The organism is Kribbella sp. NPDC051718 (genome assembly GCF_040681515.1).
GTDB lineage: Bacteria > Actinomycetota > Actinomycetes > Propionibacteriales > Kribbellaceae > Kribbella.
In genome coordinates this window covers 41,116-66,073 of record NZ_JBFAYZ010000003.1, presented here as the reverse complement: position 1 = coordinate 66,073, position 24,958 = coordinate 41,116, and the positions used below count along the sequence as shown (strand labels likewise).

General features: G+C 67.1%; 20 protein-coding genes and 1 riboswitch. Of the genes, 4 read left to right on the top strand and 16 right to left on the bottom strand.

Annotated features, from left to right (window positions below; genetic code table 11):
- Window positions 1-11 precede the first annotated feature (11 nt).
- Genes AB0M15_RS11990 through AB0M15_RS11980 form a run of 3 tightly spaced genes read right to left on the bottom strand, consistent with a single transcriptional unit; the run spans window position 12 to window position 2,993 of the window.
- Complete coding sequence (locus AB0M15_RS11990; protein ID WP_363816725.1) at window positions 12-965, bottom strand: VWA domain-containing protein; 954 nt, start codon at window positions 963-965, stop codon at window positions 12-14.
- Window positions 965-1,924 carry a DUF58 domain-containing protein gene (locus AB0M15_RS11985; protein ID WP_363816723.1) on the bottom strand — a complete coding sequence of 320 codons (960 nt, stop codon included), beginning with the start codon at window positions 1,922-1,924 and terminating at the stop codon, window positions 965-967. The genes AB0M15_RS11990 and AB0M15_RS11985 overlap by 1 nt, the downstream gene beginning before the upstream one ends.
- 34 nt (window positions 1,925-1,958) lie before the next feature.
- The gene (locus AB0M15_RS11980) at window positions 1,959-2,993 is read right to left on the bottom strand and encodes a MoxR family ATPase (RefSeq protein WP_363816721.1); all 1,035 of its coding nucleotides are present in this window, start codon (window positions 2,991-2,993) and stop codon (window positions 1,959-1,961) included.
- 238 nt (window positions 2,994-3,231) lie between these two features.
- On the opposite strand from AB0M15_RS11980, the gene AB0M15_RS11975 reads away from it, so the two are divergent.
- Window positions 3,232-4,113, top strand: coding sequence for a hypothetical protein (locus tag AB0M15_RS11975; protein WP_363816719.1), 882 nt, complete (start codon window positions 3,232-3,234; stop codon window positions 4,111-4,113).
- Here the strand turns inward: AB0M15_RS11975 and AB0M15_RS11970 are convergent.
- The 9 genes from AB0M15_RS11970 to AB0M15_RS11930 all read right to left on the bottom strand — a co-directional run bounded on the left by AB0M15_RS11970 (window position 4,110) and on the right by AB0M15_RS11930 (window position 16,470).
- Window positions 4,110-4,367, bottom strand: coding sequence for a hypothetical protein (locus tag AB0M15_RS11970; RefSeq protein WP_363816717.1), 258 nt, complete (start codon window positions 4,365-4,367; stop codon window positions 4,110-4,112). The two genes, AB0M15_RS11975 and AB0M15_RS11970, sit on opposite strands and share 4 nt — an antisense overlap.
- Window positions 4,368-4,389: 22 nt before the next feature.
- A riboswitch (guanidine-III (ykkC-III) riboswitch) is annotated at window positions 4,390-4,460 on the bottom strand.
- Between the two features lie 11 nt (window positions 4,461-4,471).
- Window positions 4,472-6,766 carry a right-handed parallel beta-helix repeat-containing protein gene (locus AB0M15_RS11965; RefSeq protein WP_363816716.1) on the bottom strand — a complete coding sequence of 765 codons (2,295 nt, stop codon included), beginning with the start codon at window positions 6,764-6,766 and terminating at the stop codon, window positions 4,472-4,474.
- A gap of 67 nt (window positions 6,767-6,833) precedes the next feature.
- Complete coding sequence (locus AB0M15_RS11960; protein ID WP_363816714.1) at window positions 6,834-7,724, bottom strand: aldo/keto reductase; 891 nt, start codon at window positions 7,722-7,724, stop codon at window positions 6,834-6,836.
- A gap of 75 nt (window positions 7,725-7,799) precedes the next feature.
- On the bottom strand, window positions 7,800-10,292 hold the full coding sequence (locus tag AB0M15_RS11955) for a LamG-like jellyroll fold domain-containing protein (protein WP_363816712.1): 2,493 nt from the start codon (window positions 10,290-10,292) through the stop codon (window positions 7,800-7,802).
- Between the two features lie 147 nt (window positions 10,293-10,439).
- Window positions 10,440-11,546 (bottom strand): lactonase family protein, encoded by a 1,107-nt coding sequence (locus AB0M15_RS11950; protein ID WP_363816710.1) that lies wholly within the window; start codon window positions 11,544-11,546, stop codon window positions 10,440-10,442.
- Between the two features lie 91 nt (window positions 11,547-11,637).
- A complete protein-coding gene (locus AB0M15_RS11945) occupies window positions 11,638-13,221 on the bottom strand; it encodes an alpha/beta fold hydrolase (protein ID WP_363816708.1) in 1,584 nt (527 codons plus the stop codon).
- A gap of 86 nt (window positions 13,222-13,307) precedes the next feature.
- Window positions 13,308-14,225 carry an oxidoreductase gene (locus AB0M15_RS11940; RefSeq protein WP_363816706.1) on the bottom strand — a complete coding sequence of 306 codons (918 nt, stop codon included), beginning with the start codon at window positions 14,223-14,225 and terminating at the stop codon, window positions 13,308-13,310.
- A 41-nt stretch (window positions 14,226-14,266) separates the two neighbouring features.
- Window positions 14,267-15,748, bottom strand: a complete 1,482-nt coding sequence (locus AB0M15_RS11935; RefSeq protein ID WP_363816705.1) for a M36 family metallopeptidase — start codon at window positions 15,746-15,748, stop codon at window positions 14,267-14,269.
- Between the two features lie 128 nt (window positions 15,749-15,876).
- Window positions 15,877-16,470, bottom strand: coding sequence for a TetR/AcrR family transcriptional regulator (locus AB0M15_RS11930; protein ID WP_363816703.1), 594 nt, complete (start codon window positions 16,468-16,470; stop codon window positions 15,877-15,879).
- Window positions 16,471-16,513: 43 nt separating this feature from the next.
- On the opposite strand from AB0M15_RS11930, the gene AB0M15_RS11925 reads away from it, so the two are divergent.
- From AB0M15_RS11925 to AB0M15_RS11915, 3 genes are read left to right on the top strand one after another with little or no spacing between them, the layout of a single operon-like run.
- Window positions 16,514-17,977, top strand: coding sequence for an NAD(P)/FAD-dependent oxidoreductase (locus AB0M15_RS11925; RefSeq protein ID WP_363816701.1), 1,464 nt, complete (start codon window positions 16,514-16,516; stop codon window positions 17,975-17,977).
- Window positions 17,974-18,768 (top strand): SDR family oxidoreductase, encoded by a 795-nt coding sequence (locus AB0M15_RS11920; protein WP_363816699.1) that lies wholly within the window; start codon window positions 17,974-17,976, stop codon window positions 18,766-18,768. The genes AB0M15_RS11925 and AB0M15_RS11920 overlap by 4 nt, the downstream gene beginning before the upstream one ends.
- A 25-nt stretch (window positions 18,769-18,793) precedes the next feature.
- Window positions 18,794-19,906 carry a winged helix DNA-binding domain-containing protein gene (locus AB0M15_RS11915; RefSeq protein WP_363816697.1) on the top strand — a complete coding sequence of 371 codons (1,113 nt, stop codon included), beginning with the start codon at window positions 18,794-18,796 and terminating at the stop codon, window positions 19,904-19,906.
- A gap of 11 nt (window positions 19,907-19,917) precedes the next feature.
- On the opposite strand, the gene AB0M15_RS11910 is transcribed toward AB0M15_RS11915, so the two are convergent.
- The 4 genes from AB0M15_RS11910 to AB0M15_RS11895 form a co-directional block, all read right to left on the bottom strand.
- On the bottom strand, window positions 19,918-20,787 hold the full coding sequence (locus tag AB0M15_RS11910; RefSeq protein ID WP_363816695.1) for a M48 family metalloprotease: 870 nt from the start codon (window positions 20,785-20,787) through the stop codon (window positions 19,918-19,920).
- A 288-nt stretch (window positions 20,788-21,075) separates the two neighbouring features.
- Window positions 21,076-22,215, bottom strand: coding sequence for a hypothetical protein (locus AB0M15_RS11905; RefSeq protein WP_363816693.1), 1,140 nt, complete (start codon window positions 22,213-22,215; stop codon window positions 21,076-21,078).
- Between the two features lie 21 nt (window positions 22,216-22,236).
- Entirely contained in the window at window positions 22,237-23,106 is an 870-nt protein-coding gene (locus AB0M15_RS11900) for a hypothetical protein (protein WP_363816691.1), read from the bottom strand.
- A 6-nt stretch (window positions 23,107-23,112) separates the two neighbouring features.
- Window positions 23,113-24,933, bottom strand: coding sequence for a hypothetical protein (locus AB0M15_RS11895; protein ID WP_363816689.1), 1,821 nt, complete (start codon window positions 24,931-24,933; stop codon window positions 23,113-23,115).
- Between the last annotated feature and the right edge of the window lie 25 nt (window positions 24,934-24,958).

The window sequence follows — 24,958 nt, the reverse complement described above, 5'->3', positions numbered from 1 at the left end:
GCGGCAACTGATTACGGGAAGCGGGTGGCCAGGGCGATGCAGGCGCCGGCGGCCAGCAACGTGAAGAGCATCGCGATGCCGGCGAAGCGGGACGTGACTTCCTTGTCCACCTTGTCGTAGCCGACGGAGGAGCCGATGTCCTTGTAGACGTCTTCGAGTTCGCCGGCGGATTCGGCCGTGTAGGCCTCTCCGCCGGTGATCTCGGCGACGCTGCGGAGTTCGGCGCGGTCCGGGGGGACGCGCTGGCGGATGCCGTCCATCTCGATGAAGCCTGAGTCCGTACCGAAGGTGATCGTGTAGACCGGCGTGTGCTTCGCCTTCGCCGCCTGGGCGCCTTCCTGGGCGGTCCGGCCGACAGTGCGCTTGCCGTCGGACAGCAGCACGATCCGCGCCGGAGCCGGATCGTTCGGGTGCTCGGGATCAGCTGGTACCTGGGTAAGCGCCTGCAGCGAGGTGAAGATCCCCTCGCCGGTAGCCGTCGACTCGGCCAGCTCCAGCCCGTCGATCGACCGCTGCACAGTGGCCCGGTCGGTGGTCGGCGGCACGATGATCGACGCGGTCCCCGCGAAGTTCACCACCGCCACGTTGAACTTGGCCGGCAACTGGCTGACGAAGTTCTTCGCCGACCGCTTCGCCGCCTCGAGCCGGTTCGGGTCGACGTCGGTCGCCATCATCGACAGCGACACGTCGATCGCGACGACGATGGTGGCCCGCTCGCGCGGCACCTTCACCTCGTCCTTGGGCTGCGCGAACGCGATGATGCACGACGCCGTGGCGAACAGCGCCAGTACGACGGCCAGGTGCCGGCGCCACTGCGGCCGGCGCGGCGCGACCCGGTCGAGCAGCGCGATGTTGGTGAACCGCAGCGCGTACTGCGCTCGCCGGTGCTGCAGGTAGACGTACCCGGCGACGACGACCGGGATGAAGAGCAGGAACCACAGTCTGGCCGGAGACAGGAACTCCATCAGCGAGCCACTCCCTTCGGCGGTTGGTGCAGGCGGGGCGCCATTCGCCGGTAGGCGAGGACGAACCGCACGGTGTCGGCGACCCAGTCTCGGTCGGTCCGCAGGACCAGATGTCCGGCTCCTACCCTACGCAGGGCCGTCCTGGTTCGTTCCCGCTGCGCCAGCGCGGCCGCGGCGAACTCCTCGCGCACCCGGCGCTTGCGGGTGTCGATCTCCCGGATCGCTCCGGTCTCCGGGTCGCCGATCATGACGACGCCGATGTTCGGCAGTTCCAGCTCGCGCGGGTCGACGATCTCGACCGCGAGCACCTGGTGCTGGGCGGTCAGCTTGCGCATCGACCGCTCCCAGGACGGCTCCATCCGGCTGTCGATCTCGCCGTCCTCGGGAGTGAGGAAGTCCGACACGATCACCCGCAGGCCGCGCTTGCGCTGGGTCCGGGCCATCGAGTCCAGCGCGCCGGCCAGGTCGCTGCGCGCCTGGTGCTCGCCGTGATCGGTCTCCGCGAGCAACGCCCGCAGGAGACCGTAGAGGGCGAGCCGCCCGGACCGGGCCGGCCAGCGGCGCAGGCTCGAGTCGCGGAGCATCAGGCCGCCGAAGCGGTCGCCGAGGCGGTGGGTCAGGAAGCCGACGGTAGCGACCGCTGCCACGGCCAGCTCACGCTTCTCCAGTTGCGACGTACCGAAGTCCATCGAGGCCGACAGGTCGACCATCGCCCAGGTCTCCAGCTCCCGGTCCGCGATCAGGTCGCGGACGTGCGGGACGGTGGTACGGGCGGTGACGGCCCAGTCCATCCGGCGGACGTCGTCGCCGACCTGGTACTCCCGGGCCTCGGCCAGCTCGGTACCAGGACCGGGCAGCAGCCCGAGGTGTTCGCCGTGCAGGAACCCCTCGAGCCGCCGGACCACGGTGAGCTCGAGCCGGCGCAGCGCGCGCTCGGGTGCGAGCTGCGAGATCGTCATCGCAACCCGTGGGTCTGGTCGGTTGGCCACCTGGTTAGACGAACTCGGGGCGGCCGCTGCCGTCGCTGCCGTCGCGCCAGACCGGTTGCGGCGGCGGCACGGTGGCCAGGATCCGCTCGACCACGGCACGCGGGTCGATGTTGTCGGCGACCGCGTCGAAGGTCAGCCCGAGCCGGTGGCCCATCACGTCGAGCGCGATCGTCTGGATGTCGCTGGGCAGCAGGTAGTCGCGGCCGTGGATCAGCGCCAGCGCCCGGCCGGCCGAGACCAGGCCGAGGGTCGCCCGCGGGCTGACGCCGAGCTCGATGATCGGCTCCAGGTCGGGCAGGTGGAAGTCGGCCGGCGTCCGGGTCGCCATCACCAGGCGGACGGCGTACTCCGCGACCAGGTTGTGGACGAAGACCTGCTCGGCCGAGCGTTGCAGCTCCATGATCGTCTCGGGCTTGAGCACCTGACGGGCCTGGGGCGGGTCGACACTCATCCGGCGGAGGATCTCGAACTCCTCGTGCCCGCGCGGGTGCGGTACGTCGATCTTGACCAGGAACCGGTCCCGCTGCGCCTCGGGCAGCGGGTAGACGCCCTCGGACTCGATCGGGTTCTGGGTGGCGATCACGATGAACGGCTTCGGCATCGGGAAGGTCTGGCCGCCGATCGACACCTGACGCTCGGCCATCAGCTCGAGCATCGCCGACTGCACCTTGGCCGGCGCGCGGTTGACCTCGTCGGCCAGGACGAAGTTCACGAAGGTCGGGCCGAGCTCGATGTCGAACGCCTCGCGGGTCTGCCGGTAGATCCGGGTGCCGACGATGTCGGACGGCACCAGGTCGGGGGTGAACTGGATCCGGGCGAACGAACCACCGACGACCGAGGCGAAGGTGCGCACCGCCAGCGTCTTGGCGACGCCGGGCACACCCTCGAGCAGGCAGTGACCCTTGGCGAGCAGCGACACCATCAGCGTCTCGACCATGTGCTCCTGGCCGACGATCACGCGTTTGATCTCGCTGATCGCCTCGCTGACCAGGTGTGACTGCTGGGCCACCGACCCGGTCGGCACAGTGGTTTCGGTCATGCCTGTCCTTCCGGGGTCCGCGGTGGACCATGTCTGCGCACGGGAACTGCCGCCCATTCCATCAGATTGCCGACCCGGGGCACGCGCGCGCCCCGCCCGGCTCCCCTCCTATCCTGCCCAGCCGCTCAAATCCGAACACCCCGCTACTCCGGCCCGCGGCGCCCCAGGAGCACCCGGTACGCCGTACGCGGCGGGCGCGGGCGACATGGCTACCGGGGATGTGGTGGGATTGGAGGTGATGACCGCGACCGACTCCCAGACCGACACGGCGGCACCGGCGGAGCCCGACACTCCCGCCGAGGCACCCGCCGAGGCTCCGGCGCGGGCCGTGCCGGACGCGTTGCCGCTGCTGCCGGAGGACCCGCCGCGCGTCGGTGACTTCTGGCTCCGGGGCCGACTGGGCGCGAACGCGGCCGGCTACCTCTACATCGCCGCCGACGAGACCGGCCGCGGCGCGGTCGTCGCGATGATGACCGAGGGCTCCTCCGACGACGCAGCCGCCCGCGATCGCTTCATCACCGCCGTCGATGAGTTGCCTGACGGCGTCGTGCTCGCTCACAACGACGCGGACGACGAGGACGTGGCGCTCTGGGCCGCCCTCGGACCGGTCCGCGAGGACGACGGCTCGAGCGCGGCCGGGGACGAGCAGCTGATCGCCGAGCGCCGTGGCGAGGACATCCTGTCAGCGGTACTGATGGACCGGATCCCGCCGATCGGTCGCGTCCGTGGCCCCGATTTCCGCCACTACTGGGAGAACCGCCGCCGCCCGGGCCTGTTCCGGCTCTGGCCTCTCCCCTGGCCGTCCGCATTGCGGCCGGCCTCCTGGCTCGCGGTGGCGCTCTCGCTGCTGACGATGGCGGTACTGATGGCAGTGGCGATCCTGGTCGCCTGGCTGATGTTCCGGCACTCCCCCGAGCTGGAGCCCGACCCGCTCATTCCGCCGCCGACCAACACGTTCACGGTCACCGTCACGCCGACCACCCCGCCGCCCAATACGAACGGTACCGAGAGCCCGACTACCCCCGGCGCAACCCCGACGGACACCGTCACGGTTCCCCCGCCGGGATCACCCAACCCCACGGGCTCTCCCGGCACCCCGGAGCCTGGCGACCGGTTCTAGCCGGCGGTAATGGGCTTGACGGTCTTCAGCAGGCTCAGCAACCCCATCAGGCTCACGACCGCCCAGCTGCCTTCCAGCAGCAGGAAGCCCCAGGAACTCTCGACGGCCGCGATCACGGCCAGTACTGCCGAACCGATCAGGTTCAGCAGCTGGTAGGACAGGGTCTTCTGCTCGAGCCGCCCCGCCTGTGCGGCCGCGAAGGCCACCAGCACGGTCAGCGCACCAACGATCTCGATCACATCGACGACATGCATGGACACGGCCCCTCCAAGGGAACCAGCGTCGTCTTGTCGTGAACCGGGTACGGCGCTTTCTCGTCCGGAGGCCCACTGGATCAGCGGGCCTCCGTCCAGAGTACCTACAGAGCGTGCCGGATCGCAGTTGCCTTCGTCACCAACTGGGTGGCCGCGGCCGCCGGGATCTTCTTCGCGACCTGGGCGGCCTTCACCTCGACGACGAACGCGATCAGCAGCACCTTCGCCACCGGCTTGTTGTCGGCCTTGATCGCGAGACGGGTCTTCTCGAGCTTCAGCACCAGCGACGTCTCGAGCGCCTTCTGCAGGTGCAGCCCCTTCACCTCGGCGATCAGATCGGTCAGCAGCTTGTCCGGGCTCGGCGGTGCGACGGTCTCCGCGAACTCGACCGACCCGGCGTCACAGTTCGCGCCGAGCGGGCGGGCCTGCAGCCGCTGGTCGTCCACGGTTGTGCAGCTGGCGATCGGCACCCTTCCACCGAGCGGGCTGGTGGCCGCAGGCAACCGGCCTTCCGGGTAGCCGTTCGACAGGGCGCCGAGTTGCGGGTCGGCGGCCGTGACGAGGTCGGAGGCGATTGTGCTGCAGGTGGCGTCGCGTAGTACGGAGAAACCGCCGGAGACGCCGTGGAACGCGCCGCCGACTCCGGCGCAGGCAGTACCGGTGATCGGCAGCACGAGCGCGCTGCGGCTTATGGCGACCGTGGCGGACGGTACGGCGGCGATGTGCGCGCCCGTCGTGGCCGTGTCGTCGGCCATCGTCACGTGGGTGAGGTCGACGTGCGTCGCGGTGGTGAAGTTCAGTCCGCCACCGGTGGTCGCGGTGTTGCCGTTGATCGTGCTGTTCAGCAAGCTCGCCGCGATCGCCGAGATTCGCGCTCCACCACCTGTGCCGGCGGCCGGTACGACGGAGTTGTCGTTGATCGTCGCCTTGTCGAACTTCACCGACTCCGCGGCCAGGTCGAGACCGGCTCCGTTGGCCGCGTGATTCCCGTAGTACTTGCCGCCGTCGAAGGTGGCCTGGTAGGCGAAGCCGACCTTGACGCCGCCACCGTTCCCGGTCGCCGTGTTGGCGGAGATGATCGGCTGGAAGCCGCTGACCGAACCGGCGCTGAACGCATAGACACCGCCACCGTCGGTACCGGCCGTGTTGTTGTTGATCTCCGTCGAATCGAGCGACATCGCCGAGGTCGGTACTACGTCCGGTCCGACCGTCAGGAACGCCAGGCCGCCACCGCGCTGCGCTGACGTGTTGCCGATGAAGCTGCCCTTGTAGGCGCTGAAGTCACCGACGCTGATCGCCGCGCCACCACCGTCGGCGGCCGAGATGTTGTTGTCGATCGGCGTCCGGTCGACGTACGTCGAAGCGGTATTGCCACCGTCCTCGACCAGCACGGGCGTGACTGATAGGCCCCCGCCGGACACCGTGCTCTTGTTGCCCGTGATGCCGGACAGCATCAGGTTGATCCCTGACGCCGGGGTGCCGCTGCGCTGCGACATCGAGATAGAGATGCCTCCGAGCGCGTCGACCGCGGTCAGCCCGTTGTTGGCGACGCTGGCGGAGTACAGGTTCAGTCGGCCGCAGTTGACGCAGCGGATGCCGACCCGGCCGTTGTTCTCGACCTGGCTGAAGTTGAGCTCGGTCTTGTTGGCCGGGAAGCCCTGGCCGGTGTTGCTGATCCCCGCCCGGGTGTTGTTCGAGATGGTCGAGTTGTCGACCAGCAGCGGGTAGCCGTCGACGAGCGAGATGCCCGAGCCGACGTTGTTCGAGATCGTCGTACCGTCCAAGTGCGCCGAGCAGTTGTCACAGCTCACGATGCTGCCGGTGTTGTCGTGCAGGTTGCTGCTGTTCAGCGTCAGCCGGTACGGCGTGATCCCGTGGTCGAAGCTCGACCAGACGACCGTGCCACTTGGCGAGAGCACGTTGCGGATCTCGACATTCGACAACAGCAACTCACTGTCCGAGCGGACGGCCGCACCCTCCAGCGCGACCGCGCCGGGGTTCGGGCCACCGTCGATGATCAGGTCCTGCAACTCGAGCCGGCCCGCGTGATCGGTGCTGTCGATGATGCCGATCGCGTTGCAGGACTGGTCGATCGTCGAGTTGTTGCCCTGGACAATGAGTTCGTGGCCGTCGGCATGTGTCAGCGGTCCGGCGCAGTTCGTCAGCGGGTAGGTCAGCCCGGCGCCCAGCGAGATCGTGTCGTCGACACCGTTCGTGCCGGCCGTCGTGAACGCCTCCCGCAGCGACGTGAGACCGTCACCCGGATTGACGACGTCGGTCGTCGTGGTCACCGTGATGGTGGCAGCCGAGGCGACCGGCGCCGCGATCGCGACCAGGCCGGAGCCGAGCAGCCCGGTCAGCACGGCGGCGCGCAGACAGGACGAAATGATTCTGGACATGTGCTATCCCCCCCACAGGAATCGAACGACCAGAATCACCTAGTGGGAGGCCCGGGACAAGAGGTTGCTAGGCCAGAAGTCTGAGGAGTTCCTTGTCACGCCAGAGTTCACCGGGAACCGATTGCCGGACCAGCGCCGCATCGGCCCGGATCTCGGCCTGGCTGGCCGCACCGATCAACACCGAAGCGACCGCGGAATGCCTGCCAGGGAAGGCCAACGCGGCCTGCGGCAGTGATACGCCGTACCGTTCGCAGACCGCCGAGATGCGGCGCGCGAGGATGATCGCGGGGTCAGTCGTTTGTTTGGATTGATCGACCTGCAGCACCTGCTTGCTCAGTACACCGGACACGATCGCCAGCACTCCCCTGGCCTGACAGCGGTCGAGCAACGGCTCCGCCGACCGGTCCAGCAAGGAGTACTGCCCAGCGAGCAGAACGGCGTCGAGCTCGGTGTCGCGGACGAACCGATCGAGTAGCTGCCAGTCGTCGGCAGCTACTCCGACGGCGCCGATCACCCGCTCGGAGCGCAGTTCGTCGAGGACCGGATAGGCCTCCTCGATCGCCTGCTGCCAGTGCTCTCCCGGGTCGTGCAGCAAGACCAGATCGATGCTCAGCCCGAGCCGCTCGCGACTCTCGACCAGCGACCGGCGGATGCCCTCGGCGGAGAAGTCGGCGGTGCCGTCGATCGTCCGGCCGGCCTTGGTGGACAGGAGGTACTCATCACGGGGGCGGCGGGCGAGCGCAGTACCGAAGCGCCGTTCGGAGCGGCCGCTGCCGTAGCTCGGGGCGGAGTCGAAGTACCGGATGCCGGCCTGGTACGCCGCGTCGACGGTGGCCGTCGCGACCGCGTCCCCGGCCGGGTCCGGCAGATCACCGATCGGCGATCCGCCGAGCCCGAACCGGGGCAGCCGGAACTTCGTCGCGGTCTTGGGGCTGAGAACGTGGCTCGGAGCGGTCATCTGACTGGCCCTCCCTGGTCGGCACCACTACCAGGATGCTTGCTCTGCGACCGCTTCGCATCTCGAAACCGTTGATCAGCGCCCCGAGGCGTAGAGCGCGCGCACCTCCGCATCGTCGAGGGCCCGGTCGAAGAAGTGCACCTGGTCGACCGTGCCGTCCAGGTAGTCGACCGAGTTGCCGCCGAACTTCGCGCGACCGATCACCGCATGTCCGGTCGAGGTGGAGTCGAGGCTGCAAGCACTCTTGGTCGCGGCCAGCTCGCCGTCGACGTACAGCCTGAGTTCACCCTTCGCGGCATCCCGTACGCCGGTGAGGTGGTACCACTGATTCGGGTTGGGCTTGGTCGGCGCGAGGGCGCGCTGACCGGGGAAGCTCATCGCGAATCGCTGGTCGGCACCGGAGTACTGCAGGAAGAAGGCGCTGTCGCGATCGCCGTCCTGGCTGACGACCGTCTGGAACGACCCATCCGCCTTGTTCAGCTTCACCCACGCCGCCGCGGTGTAGTTGCCGGAGGTGTCGAGCAGCTGCGCGCCGGTGTCGATGAACTGGTTGGATCCGTTCAGCGCAACGCCTTCCGCGTTCTTGCCTGGGGCGAAGACCGCGCCGTTCTGCAGGGTCGCGTCATTGGTGCCGACGGCATCTTCCGTGGTTCCGTCGAGCGGGTAGAAGTGGATGCCGTCGGCACCTGGTGTGCCCGGCGGCAGCTGCGGACCGCTCGTACCGGTGCCGTCGGCCCCCTTGATGATGGCCTGGTTGACAGCCTTCACCTGGGCGAAGTCCATCTTGGGGATCTGCCGGTCGTATGTGAAGAACCCGTTCAGCTCCCCCTCCACATCGGTGATCTGGGTGTAGACCGAGCCACTGATGCCACAAGAGTTGGCGGAGCGCAGTACGTCGCGCTGGTTCTCGACGTACCGGCGGGTGAGCGTCGCCTTGTCGGGCGTCATCTCGTACGCGAACCCGTCGCCGAACCACATGTGGTCGGTCGTCTTGAGGCCGAATCCGCCGTGCTCGCCGTCGACCGCCACCCGATCACCAGCCGGGGAGGACGTCGCGGGGCCGAGGTACGCGTGGTGGTCGATGACGTCGCCGCGGCCGGAGTCGCCGAGCGAGTCGCAACAGTTCATCCCGCTGTGCGCGTTGACGAGCCGGGACGGGTCCTGGGCCTTCACGCTGCCCGCGATCCGGCCGGTCTCGGCCAGGTCCCACTCACCCCAGCCCTCGTTGAACGGGATCCAGGTGGTGATCGAGGTGAAGCTCTTGTGCTCGTCGACCATCTCGCGCAACTCGGCCTTGAACTGGTCACGCCAGGGGCCGGCCGGGATCGGGTCGGGCTTCGCGGCCGGCATGTCCTGCCAGACCATCAGGCCCAACTGGTCCGCGTGGTAGTACCAGCGGTCCGGCTCGACCTTGATGTGCTTGCGGACCGTGTTGAAGCCGAGCAACTTGTGCTGGACGAGATCGAATGCGAGGGCCTCATCGGTCGGGGCCGTGTTCAGACCGTCCGGCCAGAAGCCCTGGTCGAGGGTCGACAGGTTGAAGAGGATCTTGCCGTTGAGGGCGAGGCGGAGTTTGCCGTCGGCACCTTTGATCTTGCCGACCGACCGCATCCCGGAGTACGAGCCGACCTCGTCCTGGGTCTTGCCCCGGTCGATCAGCTTGACCTTGAGGGTGTAGAGGAACGGGCTGTCCGGCGACCACAGTTTGGGGTTCTTGATCGGCAGCTTGAGCTCGGTGTCGGCCTTGCCCTTCACCTTGCCGACTAGCTTGCTCCCGTCGTACGCGGTGGCTTCCACGTCGAGGCCGGCTGGTCCGCTGGTGTCGGCGGTGATCTTCAGCGTGCTGCTCGGTAGGTCTGGGGTGAGCTGCAGCCGGTCGATCGAGGAGGTGGCGACGGGCTCCATCCAGACGGTCCGCCAGATGCCGGAGCTGCCTTGGTAGAAGATGCCGTGGTCGCTGACCTCGCGCTGCTTGCCGATCGGCTGGAACGTCTCGTCGGTCAGGTCCTCGGCCCAGACGATCAGCTCCTGCGGGCCGGACCGTTTGAGCACGTTCGTGACGTCCACGTCGAAGCCGTCGTAGCCGCCGCGGTGGGTGGCGACCTGGCGGCCGTTCACCCAGACCTTCGCGTCGTAGTCGACGGCGCCGAAGTGCAGCAGGAGCCGGTGGCCCTTCCAGCTGCTCGGCACGGTGAACGTGCGGCGGTACCACATCCGGTCCTCATGCCGCTGTACTCCGGACAGCGCCGACTCGATCGGGTAAGGGACCAGCACCTGCTCGGCCAGCGTCTTGTCGAACGGGGGCGCCTCCCCCGTGGCGGCCGGGGCGAACTCCCACAGGCCGTTGAGGTTCTGCCACTTCTTGCGGGTGAGCTGCGGCCTCGGGTACTCCGGGAGCGCGTTGGTGGGCGACACCTCGTCGGTCCAAGGCGTGCTCAGCGGCGGAGTGCCTGCGTGCCAGGCCTCGGGAGTGGGCTGTCCGACTGCTTGTTGAGTGCCGGTGGCGAGCGCGGTCGCGGCGAGCAGGCCGGCGACCGCGACCGCTACCGCGCGTCGTCTGAACTTCATGGGCTTCCCTCTCGTGGGCGGTGAAAGGTCAGTCCGCTGGAAACGTTCCCGTGACGGGACGTGACCGGGCGGACACGCTCGTCATTCAAAGCGTGCCGGAACAAAAAGACAAGAGTTCAGCCAAAATCAAACATTGGCCGACATCGGTCAGCCGGGCAGGACGCAGACCGGGATCGGGGCGGTGAAGGAGGTCTTCGGGGTCAGGCCGCCGGACTGGATGTCGACCGCGAAGGTGGTGACATTGTTGGACCGCTGATTGGAAACCAGCAGCAGTTTGCCGGTCGGGTCCAGGGTCACGTGCCGCGGCCAGTCGCCGCCGCAGGACGGCGTACCGATGCGCCGCAGACTCGCTCCCCCGGACTCGACAGCGAAGATGGCGACGCTGTTGTGGCCGCGGTTCGTGAGGTAGACGAACCGGCCGTCCGGAGACACGATCACCTCGCCGGGGTAGTTGGTCGGGCCTGCAGGCGCCGTGGCCTGGGCCGCTCCCGGAGTGACCTTGCCGGTCGCGCCGTCGTACTGGCAGACGGTGATCGTGCTGTTCAGTTCGGCGGCGACGTACGCGTAGCGGCCGTTGGGGTGGAACGCGAGGTGGCGCGGGCCGGCACCGGTCTTGAGCTTCGCCTGGCTCTTCAGGGAGAGCTTGCCGTTGGCAATCGTGTAGGTGTAGATCGTGTCGGTGCCCAGATCGACGGCCAGGACGTAGTTGCCGGTCGGGTCCTGGAGGACCTGGTGCGCGTGCGGCGCCGAGCCGGTGTGCTTGACCAGATCGGTCCGGGCGCCGAGGCTGCCGTCGGTCCTGACCGGGTGGACGGCGATGTCGCCGGAGCCGTAGTTGGCGCTCAGCAGGTACTTGCCATTGGCAACGAGAGCCAGGTGGCAGGGGGCGTTTCCGCCGTTGGGCTGACGATTGAGCACGCGCAGGTGACCGGGCGAGTCGACGGCGATGGCGGTCACGCCGCCGGACGACTGCTCGTTCACGGCGTACAGGTTGCGGCCCGACGGCGAGAGGATCAGGAACGACGGGTCCTGTACGCCGGCCAGTACGCCGGTCGAGGTGAGCCGGCCGGTCGCGACGTCGTACGACGCGATCCCGATGCCGGTACCACCGCCCGACTCGGAGGTGTAGGTGCCGAGATACAGCGTCCCCGTGGCCTGACAACTCGCGTTGGCTTGAGCTGGGGTGATCCCGACTGCTGCGCTGCCGACGGCAGCGGCGGTGAGTCCGAGGAATTGGCGGCGGCTCGTACCCATGACACATCCTCCGAGCATTTAGGTAATGATCCGACCACAAAGAGTGGCCTAGCTCGGCTTGTGTGGCAATAGGCACAACGGATGTTGCAGATTATGCAACGGGGATCGTGAGTGATGAAGGGTTGTCGGCGGGCGAGCTGAAGGTGACCGTGCTGCCGAGGCTGCTGCGACCGAGGTAACGCGGATCGACGGTGTCGACGACGAGCACCAGGTGATGCCCGGCGGACACCTCCCAACTGGTCGCCTCCAGCCTCAGGTCGACCGTCCTGGGCTGCCCGGCCGTTGCCCCGCGCAACGTGTACGGCTTGTGCGAGATGAGCGATCCGACGCCGAGCGCGTCGACGTCGTACAGATAGGCGAAGAGCGAGGTGTCGGCCTTGCTGGGCGTGACAGTCACCTGCAACCGCGGGGCGCCGTTGACGACCGTCTTCACGCTGTATTTCGGACCCGCCCAGACCCCGGCGAAGGTGCGATCGACGAGTGGGGTGGCGACGCCGACCGGGATCGAGAGCAGGCCTTGCAAAGCACCCGAGACGAGGACCACGCCACTGTCGGCGACTGTCGGGACGCCGGCGCCGATGCCGTTGGACCAGCCAGTGGAGGCCTGGCCCTGCAGGGATCCGGTGCGCGACAAGCCGGTGGGCTTGGTCAGGTACGAGGTTGTCGGTGTTCCGATCGCGGCCCAATTGGAGTAGCCGCGCCAGACGTTGCGCTGCGACTTGAGTTGGACCGGCGCCTCTTGGTCGGCGCCATTGTCTGCCCCGGTGAGGAAGTGCTTGAGCCAGGGCGCGAGCTCGTCCCAGACCTCGTTGGGCAGGCCGATCGCGCCGGTCACCTCGGGGGTCGCGTGGTCGCCGTGCGCGAGCAGCAGCCGCTTCGGTCCGGTGAGCTGGGTGAAGAAGTCCGTGTACTGCGTCGGCGGGAAGATCGAGTCCTCGAAGGCGTTGGCGAGGAAGACCGCGGGGTGGTTCGCGTTGATCTGGTCGACCACGGTCTTGGCCGATCGGACCGGCGCCAGCGCGGTCGCCTCGGCGATCGCGGTGTCGAAATCGCCACTCAGGAACTTCGTCTGCAGCGACTGCATCTCCGGTCCGGGCCGGCCGGTGATGTTGCCCAGCGCAAGGAGTGTGGTGACGGCCTGCAGATTGACCGTGTCGTTGGGATTCAGCGAAGCGATCAGATCGGCCCAGCCGCTCAGCGCGCCGACCGCCTTGATCCGGGGATCCTTGGCGCTGGCCAGCAGGGAGATACCGGCGCCGTACGAGATACCGACGGAGGCGACCCGGCTGGTGTCGGCCGGCGTGTGGTCGGCGGCCCAGTCGATCACTTCGGTCACGTCGGCGACGGTCGGCGGGCCGGCGATGTCGATGCCGCCGGCGGAGTCCCAGAAGCCGCGGCTGCTGTACGAGATGACCTGGAAGCCGGCTTTGGCCAGCTTGCTGCCCTGGCCGACGTACTCGAGGTTCGGCACGCCCCAGCTCGACGGCATCACCACGAGCGGGAACGGGCCGGAGCCCTGCCCGGTCGGGGTGAGTACGACGGCCCCGATCTCGGTCCCGCCTGCGCCGGGGATGCGCTGGTACGACGTGCTGAATCCCGCTGCGGCCTGCGCCGGGACGGGAGCGAGACCGATGCTCGCGACGAGGACTGCTAGGGCGACCACGAGTCTGCGCATCGATGACCTCCGGGCGGGGTTACTCCTCGGTTTTACCGAAGGGTAATCACGAAGTTACCGGTGTGTCACTAGCTCGGTACGCTGGGTCAGAACGCGTTGACTCCGGTGGCCTCGACCGACCAGGCCCAGAGATGCTGAGCGAGCTCGGGATCCTGAGCGGCCTTGCTGGGATGCACCAGCTTCGGCTTGCCGCGGAACTCGAAGAACGACGGGCCGTAGTACGAGCCGGACGGAACGCCGGGCGTCGTCGCGGCATACAGGCTCGGCCAGGCGCCGGCGGCCGCGGACTGGGCGACGAGGTTGGTACCGATCGCGAGGAGCCGGGCTTCCAGGTTGGCGCCGCCGAGTTGCGGTCCGGACGACTGCAGGTGGGTGCGAGCGTAGCCGGGGTGTGAGCCGACGCTGACGAGGCTCGAGCCGGCGGCGCGGGCACGGCGGTCGAGCTCGCGCATGAAGAGCAGGTTGGCGAGCTTGGATCTGCCGTAGGCGTCCCACTTCGCGTAGCCGTTCTCGGCGCGGAGGTCAGCCTGGCGGACCGTGTTGACGGTTTTGTGCATGAACGAGCTGACCGTGACGACGCGGGGGTTCTTCGCCTGCTGGAGCAACGGCAGCAGTCGGGCGGTGAGGGCGAAGTGGCCGAGATGATTGGTGCCCAGTTGCAGCTCGAAGCCGTCAGTGGTCTGCCGGTACGGCGTCGCCATCACGCCGGCGTTGTTGACCAGGAGGTCGAGGCTTTCCTGCGTTGCGCTGAAACTCTTGGCCGCGTCTTGGACACTCGCCAGATCGGCCAGGTCGAGCGCGAGGACGGCCGGCTCTGTGCCGGTGGCGGCCCTCAGCTTCGCGGCGGCCTGCTCGGACTTCTCCGGGTTGCGGGCGGCGATCGTCACCTCGGCCCCGTGCTTCAGGAGTTCGAGGGCGGTCTCGTAGCCGAGTCCGCTGGTCGCGCCGGTGACGAGGGCGCGGCGGCCGGTCAGGTCAGGGATGTCCGAAGTGCTCCAGCTCATGCGCCCACAGTAGTCGTGGGCGCATGAGCTTCGGCTTCGTACTAGAGAATCTTGCGCGCCTTGAAGGCGGTGGTCACCTGGGCGGCGGCCGCCTTGCCGTAGAGCAGGCGAGCCGACTGCACGGTCACCCGGGCGGCGTCGGCGAACGAGGTGTCCGGCGCGTAGAAGAACGTGCCCTGCAGGATCACCTTGTTGGCCTTGTTCCGGCCGAGTGCCTTCTGGATGTCCCAGAGCGCGTTCGACCAGATCTCACCGTCGTCGTGCACCTCACCGTCGATGTCGTCGGTGGTCTTGCCGGTGTCGGTGCGGCGCAGGCAGTGCTTCGGGCCGTCGGTGTACGACGTGGCGTCCCAGTCCATCACGCACGGGATGTCGTAGCCCTTGCTGACCGGGATGGACTGCTGGACGGCCCAGTAGTCGCCGAAGCCCTCGCCGATCGCGCCGGCCTGCTCCGACTCACCGAAGCCGGGAACGACGTCGTCCTGGATCGCGTGACCGTACTCGTGCCAGATCACCTCGGCGTCCTCGGCGTCGTCGACGCCACCCTCGCCCATCGTGATGACGTCGGTCGACGGGTCGTAGAACGAGTTGTCGCCCTCGAAGGTGTTGATCGAGAAGTCCTGCGACTCGCTGTTCACGTCGCTGAAGCCGAGCGAGTGGATGTACTCCTGGGTCTGGTTGACCTGGTAGTACGCCATCACCTGCTCGAACTTGTCGTTGGCGCGCTGGTACACGAAGTGGTTGTTCTTGTTGACCGCCACCCCGCCCTTGGCCTCGGCGATGTTGACGTAGCTGCCGTTCAGCTTGCCGGAGCCGTCCAGGTTGCGCAGGATGACGTTCTTCTGCGCCAGGAACAAGGCGTTCTGGTTCTTGTCGTCCTGGTCGGTCAGGTCCTCGTTCTTCAGCGTGACGACCGGGTTCGGGTCGAAGACCGAGCCGGTGCCGTCGATGTTGTCGCTGATCACCTTCGACTCCACGACCGTACCGGTCTTGGCGTCGACCAGTGAGCGGCTGACGCCCTCGGTCGACCGCGAGGTGACGTTCCAGACCAGCTTGGCGTTCGGTCCGCCGAGCACGGCCAGCTGCGCCGCACCCTGGGCCGCGGCCGGCGCCGGGGTCGCGTCCTTGCCACCGGTGGTCCGGCTCCGCGCGGCGCGGGCGGTGACGGCGGTGTTGGCGCTCTTCGTCGCGGTGGCCGAGGCGACCTTCGCGCTGACGTCCAGGTTCGCCGGTACGGCGTCGCGGCCGTCGGTGATCTGCACCTTGCCCGACTTGTCGACGTGCTGCGCGTAGTACCCGCCGACGACCGGCAGGCCCTTGAAGGTCTGCTGGTACCAGTAGTGCTTGCCGAGCAACGACGTCTTCGTCTTGATCAGCTTCAGGTTCGCCGGAACCGCACTGGCTGCCTGACTGCTCGCCGGCGCTGCCCCCGCCGCGCTGGTGAACGACATCCCGAGTGCCAGCACCACTCCAGTGGTGGTGATGGCTGCGATCGCCTTCCGGCGACGCGACTGCTCCCTCATACTCATTCCCTCCCAAGGTGGGCGAACGACCGTGGTGAAACGACTACGATCCGTCGCGACCCTAGTTCGCCCGGCACCGTCGTGGGAAGCAAAACTTTGCGTGATCCCGGCCGGGCAAGGGAAAACCTCTAGCGGTTGCCGCCTGCCAGCAATCGGATGACGGCTGGTAGGACATCGATGCCAACGTCGGGGTCGATGGCTCGCTGCACGCCCAGGCCGACGCCGAGGCTGAGCAGTGCGGTCGCACAGTCCTCGGCCGGCATCGGGAGCGTGATGTCGAACTCCTCGGCGTGCGTCTCGAGCAGTTCGGTGACCGCGGCCCGGATCCGAGCGTTGCGCAGGGCAAGCTCCCGGCGTACGACGTCGTCCTGCCGGGCCCGGGTCGCGAACTCGACCTCGAAGACCGTCCAGGCCTGGTCGCCGATCGTCTCGTCGGCCCAGCGCTGGAACCCGGTCAGCATGGCTTCGAGGGTCGCGGCGCCGTCCAGCGCCTCGGCCATCTTGTGCGCCTGGTCGAGGCGGATCGCGTCGACGACGGCCAGGCAGAGCTCGTCCTTGTTGCGGAAGTTCGAGTAGACCGCGCCCTTGGAGAAGCCGGCCTCGTCGGCGACCTTCTCCAGGCTGGTCGCCGCGTACCCGTCCCGGAGGAACAACTCGATGGCGGTCGCGACGAGCGTCTCGCGGGTACGCGCCTGGCTCTCCGCGCGGGTCAGTCTCGGCATCTTCACCTTCCATTAGTATCCAGATACTACTAGTATTCGAAATATGGCTGACCACGAAGTACTCGTCATCGGAGCGGGCGCCTCGGGCATCGGAGCGGCGATTCGCCTCCTCCAGGCCGGGATCACCTCCTTCGTAGTACTGGAGAAAGCCGCCGCGCTGGGCGGCACCTGGCGCGACAACACCTACCCCGGCTGCGCCTGCGACGTACCGTCGGCGCTCTATTCCTACTCCTTCGCGCCGAATCCGTCGTGGACCCGCGCCTTCGCCGGGCAGGCCGAGATCCGGGCGTATCTGGAGTCGACTGCCGCGCGGTACGGCGTGGTTCCTCACCTCCGCTTCGGCGTCGAGATGCTTCGCGCCTCGTGGTCGGATGCCGAGCAGCACTGGGAGGTGTCGACATCGGAGGGGTCGCTCACTGCCCGCGCACTGATCACGGGCACGGGGCCTTGGCATGAGCCGTTGATGCCGTCGATACCGCTGTCCTTCGACGGACCCCTGTTTCACTCCTCCCGGTGGGATCACTCGGTTGAGCTGCGCGGCAAGCGGGTCGCTGTGATCGGTACGGGGGCGTCGGCCGTGCAGTTCGTGCCGGCTATCCAGCCGTTGGTGTCGTCGCTGCATCTGTATCAGCGGACGGCGCAGTGGGTCTTGCCGAAGCCTGACCACTATGTGCCGTCGGCTGAGCGATGGCTGATGCGACGGGTGCCTGCTGCTCAGCGGTTGTTGCGTCTTCTGGAATATGGCGGCATGGAGGCGTTGGGGGTGGGCTTCCGGCATCCGGCGGTGATGCGGCAGATCCAGCGGGTGGGCGCTTGGCACTTGCGTCGGTCGGTGCATGATCCGTTGCTTCGTGCGGCGTTGACTCCGTCGTACACGCTGGGGTGTAAGCGGATTCTGATGTCCAATGACTACTACCCGGCCGTTGCTGCTGACAACGTGTCTGTCCATCCCACCGGTGTCGCCTCGATGTCTGGCTCTTCGGTTGTCGGGGCGGACGGGTCGGTGACGGCTGTTGATGTCGTGGTGCTGGGCACTGGGTTCAAGATCCTCGACCTGCCGTTGGCTACGCGCGTCTTCGATGCCGCCGGCAAGAGTCTTGACGATCATTGGCAGGGCAGTCCGTCGGCGTATCTCGGCACGACGGTGAGCGGCTTCCCGAATCTGTTCAACCTGCTCGGGCCGAGTCTGGGGACCGGGCATACGTCGGCGTTCATGATCCTGGAGGCGCAACTCGATCACACACTTGGCGCTTTGACGGCTATGCGTGATCGGGGGTGGTCGAGTATCTCCGTACGGGCTGGGGTTGAGGCGGCGTTCAACTCGTCCGTGCAATCTGCTTTGAGGTCGACGGTTTATGAGACCGGTGGCTGTGCGAGTTACTACCGCGATGCGAATGGGCGGAACAGCTTCAACTGGCCGTGGTCGTCGCGGCGGCTGCGGGCTCAGGTCGGGCGGTTCTCGCCTGCTGACTATGCGATCCGTTCCGGTGCGGAGGTGGCTTCATGAAGATCGATATCGCCCGGTCCATCGTGGTGATCACGGGTGGTGCTCGCGGGATCGGGGCGGCGACCGCCTCGGCCTTCTCTGCGCTTGGAGCCTCCGTCTATGTGGGTGATCTGGACGGTCCTCGAGTTCTGGATGTGACTTCGCGGTCGTCGTACGCGGCCTTCGTTGACTCGGTTCTTGGGGAGGCGGGGCGGATCGACGTACTGGTCAACAACGCCGGGGTGATGCCGCTCGGGCCGTTCCTCGACGAGTCGGACGAGATCAGCAGGGCGACGCTCGATGTCAACGTGTGGGGACTGATCCATGGGATGCGGCTGGTGGTGCCTGGGATGGTTGCCCGGGGCCACGGGCATGTGGTCGACATTGCTTCGATGGCGGGGAAGATTCCGTTTCCGGGGATGGCGGTTTACAACGCTTCGAAATTTGCTGCCGTTGGGCTCTCGGCGGCTGTTCGGCGGGAGCTGCATGGGACGGGGGTGAGTGTTAGTGCGGTGTTGCCGAGCGCAGTACGGACGTCGTTGTCGTCTGGGGTGCGGCTGGGCGGGGTCTTGCCGACTGTGGATCCCTCCGATGTTGCGGCGGCCGTCGTGCGGACGTGTCGCACCCGTCGGGCCGAGACTCCGGTACCAGGCTTCCTGGCCGGGTGGGGGTTGCTCGACGGGCTGGTACCTGAGCCGCTGATGGCTTACGCCCGGCGACTGCTCGGCGACGACCGGGGATTGACTGCGGACGCGGCTGCGCGTTCGGCGTACACGGCCCGTCTCGAGGCGTTCAGCCACCGCTGGCGTTGACCTCGTCCCCGGGAGAGGATCTGCCATGACCACCAAGCTGAGCCTGCGAGCCCAGAACCGGGCCACCCTCGACCGCCAATGGCTGACCTCCCGCCGCCCGGCAACTGCTCTGGAAGCGATCGAACACCTGGTGGGCATGCAAGCCCAGATCCCCCTGGCCCCCTACGTGGGCCTGTGGACCCGCCTGGTCGACTTCGACCCCATGGAACTGGCCGACCTCATCGAGTCCCGCCAGGCCGTCCGCGGCTCCCTCATGCGAGCCACCATCCACCTGATGTCCAGCCGCGACTTCCTAGCCACCCGCGGCCTCATCCAGCCCCGCCTGGAACGCGAGGTCTACTCCAACACGACCTACGGCGGCAAACGCCTGGAAGGCCTGGACATGCAGGCAGTCCTAGCCGCCGGCACCGCCCGCCTAGAGGCCTCGCCTGCCACAGCCGCCGAACTCCGAGACCACCTGGCCCCCCTCTGGCCCGACCGCGACGCCCCTTCCCTGGCACACGCCGTCCGCTGCCTACTCCCCACCATCCAAATCCCACCCCGAGGCGTCTGGGGCAAATCCGGCAACCCCACCATGTCCACAGCCGACCTCTGGCTTGGCACCCCCATCACCCCCACCCCCGACGTAGACGCCCTAGTCCTCCGCTACCTAGCCGCCTACGGCCCCGCCACAGTCCTAGACGCCCAAAACTGGTCCGGCCTAACCCACCTCTCCGAAGTCTTCGACCGCCTAGACCTCCGCACCTACACCGACCCAGAAACCACCCGCCCCCTCTACGACCTCCCCGACCTCCCCCTCCCCGACGAGCACCTCGAAGTCCCCACCCGCTTCCTCCCCGAATACGACAACCTCCTCCTCTCCCACGCCAACCGAACCCGCTTCCACCCCACCCCCGCCCCTCCCACCCGCCCCCTCCTAGAAACCCTAAGCAAAGGCTCAATCCTCCACGACGGCTACTTGACAGCCCTCTGGAGACGCCCCAAAACCCCCAAGAACACAGCCGCTCTGACGATCGAACCCCTCATCAAACTCACCCGCCAGGCCCGCACCGCCATCGAATCAGAGGCCGAGCAGCTGCTGGCGTTCACAAACCCATCAGCCACCACGACTGAGATCACCTACATCGGCGAGGACTGACAGCCGCTTGGTCAGTACGTACGGACGCTCTCCAACACATGCACCCGATCCACCAACGCCGGCCGCCCCGACATGAACTCAGCCCGACGAGTGCCACGCTGGCCGAGAGTGTTCTGATGCTGCATCTGCCAGCCGTTCAGCACCTGTACCAGCAACGTCCCGTAGCCGAGAAGTGCAGTTTTGCGGTCCGCCTGCTTCACCTGCAACCGGCTGAGCCAGGCAAGGATTGGTGGCGCGATGAAAGGTGTGAGGAACAGGAACGGCCACAACCGGCCGTGTCCGAAGATCAGCACGACCAGCACGAGCCCCGTGTATCCCATCACGAGAAAGCCCACAACGGCGCAGCCGAGCGCTGGGATCTTCCGCATCAAACGCCCAAGCGCTCGCGCCGCAATGAGAGTCGCCCTGGCAGGAATCGAGTACCAGAAGCTCAACAGGCTGAGCCATGCCCGCCCGCCCAGATGGTGGCTCAACTCATGGGCCAGGACAGCTTCCAGATGATGAACAGGAACTGTGTAGAGCGCCCAACGTGTGACCGCGATCGTATGGCCAGGCGTTGGCGTCGCGTTGACGTCCTCGGATTCCTGAATCCAGATCGTGAAGCGGTTCGGATCTACACCGGCGCGACGCGCCACCTGATACCACCCGGGCCCCATCCGCTGCCGTTCGACAGAAGTGGGCAGTCGCAAGCGCAGCAGATGGCGAGCAAGCATGTCCTCCACCGGCCGGATGAGTGTCAGCGCTCCGGAAATGATCCAGGCCCCCACTACAGCCCAGCCGACGGTAGACCCGAAGAATCCACCAAGCCACCCGACGACACAGAGGCTCCAGAAGAACCAGGCTCCAGCGACCGCCAAAGACGCGCCGATTCCAGCGTCCACCCGAACTGGCCCTGGAGGCCCCGACGACACCTCTGGTAGTTGTCCGCCAGGGATCTGTACCGGCGGGTCAGGCGGGAACTGGTTCCACTGCTGTCCGACTGGAAGATTGTTGCCTGGGCCGGGTTGCTGAGGGTTCGGGTACCCGTAGGGAGGCGGCACCGCAGGGAAAGGCTGGTCGCCGCCTGTCGGCCCTTGAGGATCGAACGGGTCGGGCGGGCCGCTCATGTGTTGCTCTCCTTCTTGGGTTGGGTCCGGCGGGGTTCAACGGTAGGCACGGTGGGGGCGGTCTCAGTAGAGCGACACGTGGACGTGGTCGAAGTGGCCGCCGGTGACGTCGGTGGGGACGTAGACGCCGCCGCCGTTGTACGGGATCCAGGTGCCGCGTTTGGCGGACCAGATCTTTCCGTACCAGATCACGTAGTGGACGCCGGTCTGCGCTGCTGTCTGGACGGCCCAGTTGGCGATCCGGTCTCCCTCTGCCTTGATCGGGGCGGATCTTCGGGAATTGCCCCCGACCATGATGTCGCAGGCCTTGCCGCGTGGATGGTCGCTGGTGGGGTTCCAGGCGTGGGCGTCCCAGCAGCTCATGCTGAGAGCGCCCAGCGATTTGCGAGCCAGTGCTACCCAGGCGGCGGTTCGCGGCGTCACCAGTCCGCCAGTCCCGGTCGGATCGGCGATCGTTTGTTGCTCGGGCGGCCAGACGCCGTTGATCGGCTGGCCGGAAACCAGTCCCTGGCCACATTGGCTGTTGTCCGTCAGCGCCTGGGCATCGTCACCGCCGCCGGGTGGCGCACCCGCGCGACCCGCGTACGGATCGCCGGGGCGATTCAGGTTGATCCCCGCAGACGCCGCGATGTTCTTGGCAGCTTCCTCGTGCTGGCCATAAGCATCCGGAAAGCCAGAGACCTGTACTGCTTGAGCCGCATCGTTGTAGGACATCGACGGCCAGCCGTTGATGTCCACCAGGCCTGGCGGGTCCGGAGGATTGACGCCGCCAAAGAACGCTTCCGCCGCGTAGCGGGGGTCCATGATCTGCTCGACGGATCCCCAGCCGGCCGCTGGTCTCTGCTGGAAAAGACCGACCGAGTCGCGGTCGCCATAGGATAGGTTCTGCAGTTGCGACTCCTGCAAAGCGGTCATCAGGGCGACCAGCGTGGCTTGGCCAGGTAGTCCCCGCTTGACCGCCACATCGTCGATGATCCTGGCGAACGCGATCTGGTTCTGACGCAACTTCACACTGGTGTTCGCGTCACCCGCCTGCCCCGGTGCGAGTGGCAGACAGGCAGCCTGGGACTTACCCGAAGCGCCGAACGGCGCGAGCATCAAGAGGCCGACCACCCCGACCAACGCCATCGCTGAGACAGCCTTGAGAACCAGGCCGGCGCTCATCAAGCCGCCGGCCCGAGACGCGTTACGAGCGTCGAACATCTCGGCCTCCTCTCGCGATCCTCATGGCCCGGTGCCGCCGGAGACCTCACTGATCAGCCACTTGCCCTCTTCCGCGATCACGGTGACCAGCAGTGGTACGTCGAATCGCTGAGGCTTCGTGCCGGTCGTCTGGATCGTCACCTTCAAGAGGCGAGCAACTCGGGTGTCCGTGTCGACCGGCGCAACGTCGGCTCGTGGAAGGCTGACCACCGCCGCGACCACCGTCGACCGGCCGTTGCTTGCCTTCAACGCGTCGTACGTCGAGTCACCTGCCGCGGCGAAGCTGGCTCCCACTCCCGGGGTCACATACTCAGCAGTCTTGTTGATCAGCTGCGAATAGCTCTCAGCCGCCGGATCGCGGGTGTAGAAAACGCGCGCCCAGGTCTCCACCACCTTCACGGCGCCGGCGATTGCCGCCGGCGGCGGACGATGGGTCTCTGGTGGCGGCGTCGACTGCGTCGGCGTAGCGCTCGGCTGCTCCGAGATCGAGGTCGAGGTTGTGCCGGGAGCAGTCGGCTGTGGGATCGGCTGGGCCGGCGTCAGGAGTCCCACCGGTTGCTTCTCGTCGTCGCCTCCACCGAGGATCTTCGGCAGGCCTCCGCCGAGCCCGAGGATCACCACCATCACGATGACCACGAGCACGACGATCGCCGCGGGCGAGACCGGCTCCGCCTGCCGCTGACTGCGCAGCCAAGCCATCCGCGCCGCGTGGTCGTCGCGACGCCAGGTCTTCTTGGCCCGCCTGCGCTCGCGACCGCTGAGCTCGTCGAGTTCCTCGGGGTAGTCGTAGTCGTTGTTGATGACCGAGCGCCAGCTGTCCGGCTCCGGCGGAAGAGGACGCTGACCCGACTGTCGCGGATCAGGGTCCTTGTCGCGCTTTCTACCTGCCATCGCCCATCACCGACGTTTCGGTACGTGCACAGTCACGCCGTCTTTCGTGAACTGCGAGTACTCCCGGAACCGACGCTGCTTCGCCGAAGTGGGCCGCCGACGTGACGTCCCCTTCGGCGGGCCGTCCCGCAGGCTCGCGGACTGCACGTAGGAACGCGGCTCGTAACGAGGTTCGCTGACCGGCGCGGCCTGGATCCGCTTCGAGTGACGCGCGGGGCGCTGAGCATCTGACGGAGCAGATCGTGGCGCCTTAGCCGACGATGTGGCGACACCCGCCGAACCTGTGCCGACCGAGATGGTACGGCGGCCCTCCCCGTGGGTCTGCGTCCGCGAACGCGAAAGGCTCAAAGCAGACGCCTTGCGTCCGGAACCGGCACCACCGACGCTAGCTGCTTCAGACGTAACCAGTCCGGTGCCACCTGGCCTACCCGCAGCTGCGGAGGTGCCTCCTGTCTCTGGCTTCCGTCTCTCCGCGCCCGTGGTCAACTCATACGGGCTTCCACCCGACGCCGTAGATCGCCCGATCGCGCCGACCGCCGGCGCCTGCCGGAATACCCGAACTGTAGACACCCGCTGGGTGCCAGCGCCGGGCTGGCCAGAGCGCTCGCGATTCCGTTCCGACGGCGTCGGCGACGTGACGCCTCTGTTGCTGATCGCGCTCGTCAGCCGCTGCAACGCACCCGTCGCGCCGCGACGCGCAAGGTTGCCCAGCATGATGCTTCCGGTCCCCGGACGCATCATCGTCGTCAGGCTGTCCAGCAGCCGCCGAACGCGGACTCCGACAATCAAGACGCAGATTGCGAGACCAGTGACCGGCAGCCACCCCAAGCTCCCGCTCAAGCTGAAAACGGCGGTGAGGAGGGTCAGTGCCGTGCCGAAGATCAGCATCGCGAGGAAGGACTGCAACACCAGGCCGATCAATGCCTCGAACCAGTTCAGCCCCCACTGACGTGGTCTGCCCGGAATGATCCAAAGGCAAGCGAAGAAGACCCCGACCACCAAAAGCAGTAGGCAACCTATGAACGCCATCAGGGCTGTGAAAGCCAAGGCGATATTGAGGAAAGCGAAGAGGGTGGCCGCGATCGCCGCGATCATCGCCACGCTCACTCGACCGAACGGATTGTCGCCCTTGAGCCACTTGACGGTCGGAGCGTCGCTACCGCCTTCCGCCGGCGTGATGACGTCATTGATGTACTTGGATCGAGCCTCTGTATCGGTGCCGACGTCCAGCAGTCCCTTGCCGTAGCGCTCGCATGCGGCAATGGAGCCGAACTCCGCAATGCACCACGGCGTCACGACGAATCCACGCCAGCTGGAATCAGCGGACTTACGCAGCAACGTCTCTTTCGGTGTTCCTGTGAAGCCAGGCTCGGGCCACGGAACAGGGGTCTGCATGGTCGAACCCATCGCATCCGACGACGCCGTCATCACCGCACCGGCACCGAGCTGCCTCGCGCCGTCCACGCCGCGGATCCAGGTCGCCGGGGCGACCGCGAAACTGATGCTGAGCAAGCCCGCCGCGAATACCCAGAGCAGTTGGCCCAACGCGCTACCTGAGGTCTTCCGCTGGGTGTAGGCGGCGACAGCTCCGAAGGCCAGTGCCGAAGGCAACAACCATCCCGCGAGTTGAGTGCCTGTGGCGCCGACTGTCGTCGACGTCGCAGTGGTCAGCGACGAGACATCGGTGAACGAGAACAACCACCAGCCGACCGAGATGGCCGCACGGGTAATCGCGGTCACGTACATCATGACCAGCGCCGCATAGCCGTTGAAGATCATGTTGAAGCCATCGGTGATACCCGTATCGAAGTCCAGCGTGTACAGCATGGGGCTGTAGGACTCGAAGAGGGTT

Bases quoted from the DNA above. Each gene is read 5' to 3' on its own strand.
- AB0M15_RS11900 (WP_363816691.1), bottom strand. From the start codon at position 23,106: ATGGCAGGTAGAAAGCGCGACAAGGACCCTGATCCGCGACAGTCGGGT.
- AB0M15_RS11955 (WP_363816712.1), bottom strand. From the start codon at position 10,292: ATGAAGTTCAGACGACGCGCGGTAGCGGTCGCGGTCGCCGGCCTGCTC.
- AB0M15_RS11915 (WP_363816697.1), top strand. From the start codon at position 18,794: ATGACCACCAAGCTGAGCCTGCGAGCCCAGAACCGGGCCACCCTCGAC.
- AB0M15_RS11985 (WP_363816723.1), bottom strand. From the start codon at position 1,924: ATGACGATCTCGCAGCTCGCACCCGAGCGCGCGCTGCGCCGGCTCGAG.
- AB0M15_RS11950 (WP_363816710.1), bottom strand. From the start codon at position 11,546: ATGGGTACGAGCCGCCGCCAATTCCTCGGACTCACCGCCGCTGCCGTC.
- AB0M15_RS11970 (WP_363816717.1), bottom strand. From the start codon at position 4,367: ATGCATGTCGTCGATGTGATCGAGATCGTTGGTGCGCTGACCGTGCTG.
- AB0M15_RS11920 (WP_363816699.1), top strand. From the start codon at position 17,974: ATGAAGATCGATATCGCCCGGTCCATCGTGGTGATCACGGGTGGTGCT.
- AB0M15_RS11990 (WP_363816725.1), bottom strand. From the start codon at position 965: ATGGAGTTCCTGTCTCCGGCCAGACTGTGGTTCCTGCTCTTCATCCCG.
- AB0M15_RS11975 (WP_363816719.1), top strand. From the start codon at position 3,232: ATGACCGCGACCGACTCCCAGACCGACACGGCGGCACCGGCGGAGCCC.
- AB0M15_RS11940 (WP_363816706.1), bottom strand. From the start codon at position 14,225: ATGAGCTGGAGCACTTCGGACATCCCTGACCTGACCGGCCGCCGCGCC.
- AB0M15_RS11960 (WP_363816714.1), bottom strand. From the start codon at position 7,724: ATGACCGCTCCGAGCCACGTTCTCAGCCCCAAGACCGCGACGAAGTTC.
- AB0M15_RS11895 (WP_363816689.1), bottom strand. From the start codon at position 24,933: ATGCTGTACACGCTGGACTTCGATACGGGTATCACCGATGGCTTCAAC.
- AB0M15_RS11945 (WP_363816708.1), bottom strand. From the start codon at position 13,221: ATGCGCAGACTCGTGGTCGCCCTAGCAGTCCTCGTCGCGAGCATCGGT.
- AB0M15_RS11980 (WP_363816721.1), bottom strand. From the start codon at position 2,993: ATGACCGAAACCACTGTGCCGACCGGGTCGGTGGCCCAGCAGTCACAC.
- AB0M15_RS11930 (WP_363816703.1), bottom strand. From the start codon at position 16,470: ATGCCGAGACTGACCCGCGCGGAGAGCCAGGCGCGTACCCGCGAGACG.
- AB0M15_RS11925 (WP_363816701.1), top strand. From the start codon at position 16,514: ATGGCTGACCACGAAGTACTCGTCATCGGAGCGGGCGCCTCGGGCATC.
- AB0M15_RS11905 (WP_363816693.1), bottom strand. From the start codon at position 22,215: ATGTTCGACGCTCGTAACGCGTCTCGGGCCGGCGGCTTGATGAGCGCC.
- AB0M15_RS11965 (WP_363816716.1), bottom strand. From the start codon at position 6,766: ATGTCCAGAATCATTTCGTCCTGTCTGCGCGCCGCCGTGCTGACCGGG.
- AB0M15_RS11935 (WP_363816705.1), bottom strand. From the start codon at position 15,748: ATGAGGGAGCAGTCGCGTCGCCGGAAGGCGATCGCAGCCATCACCACC.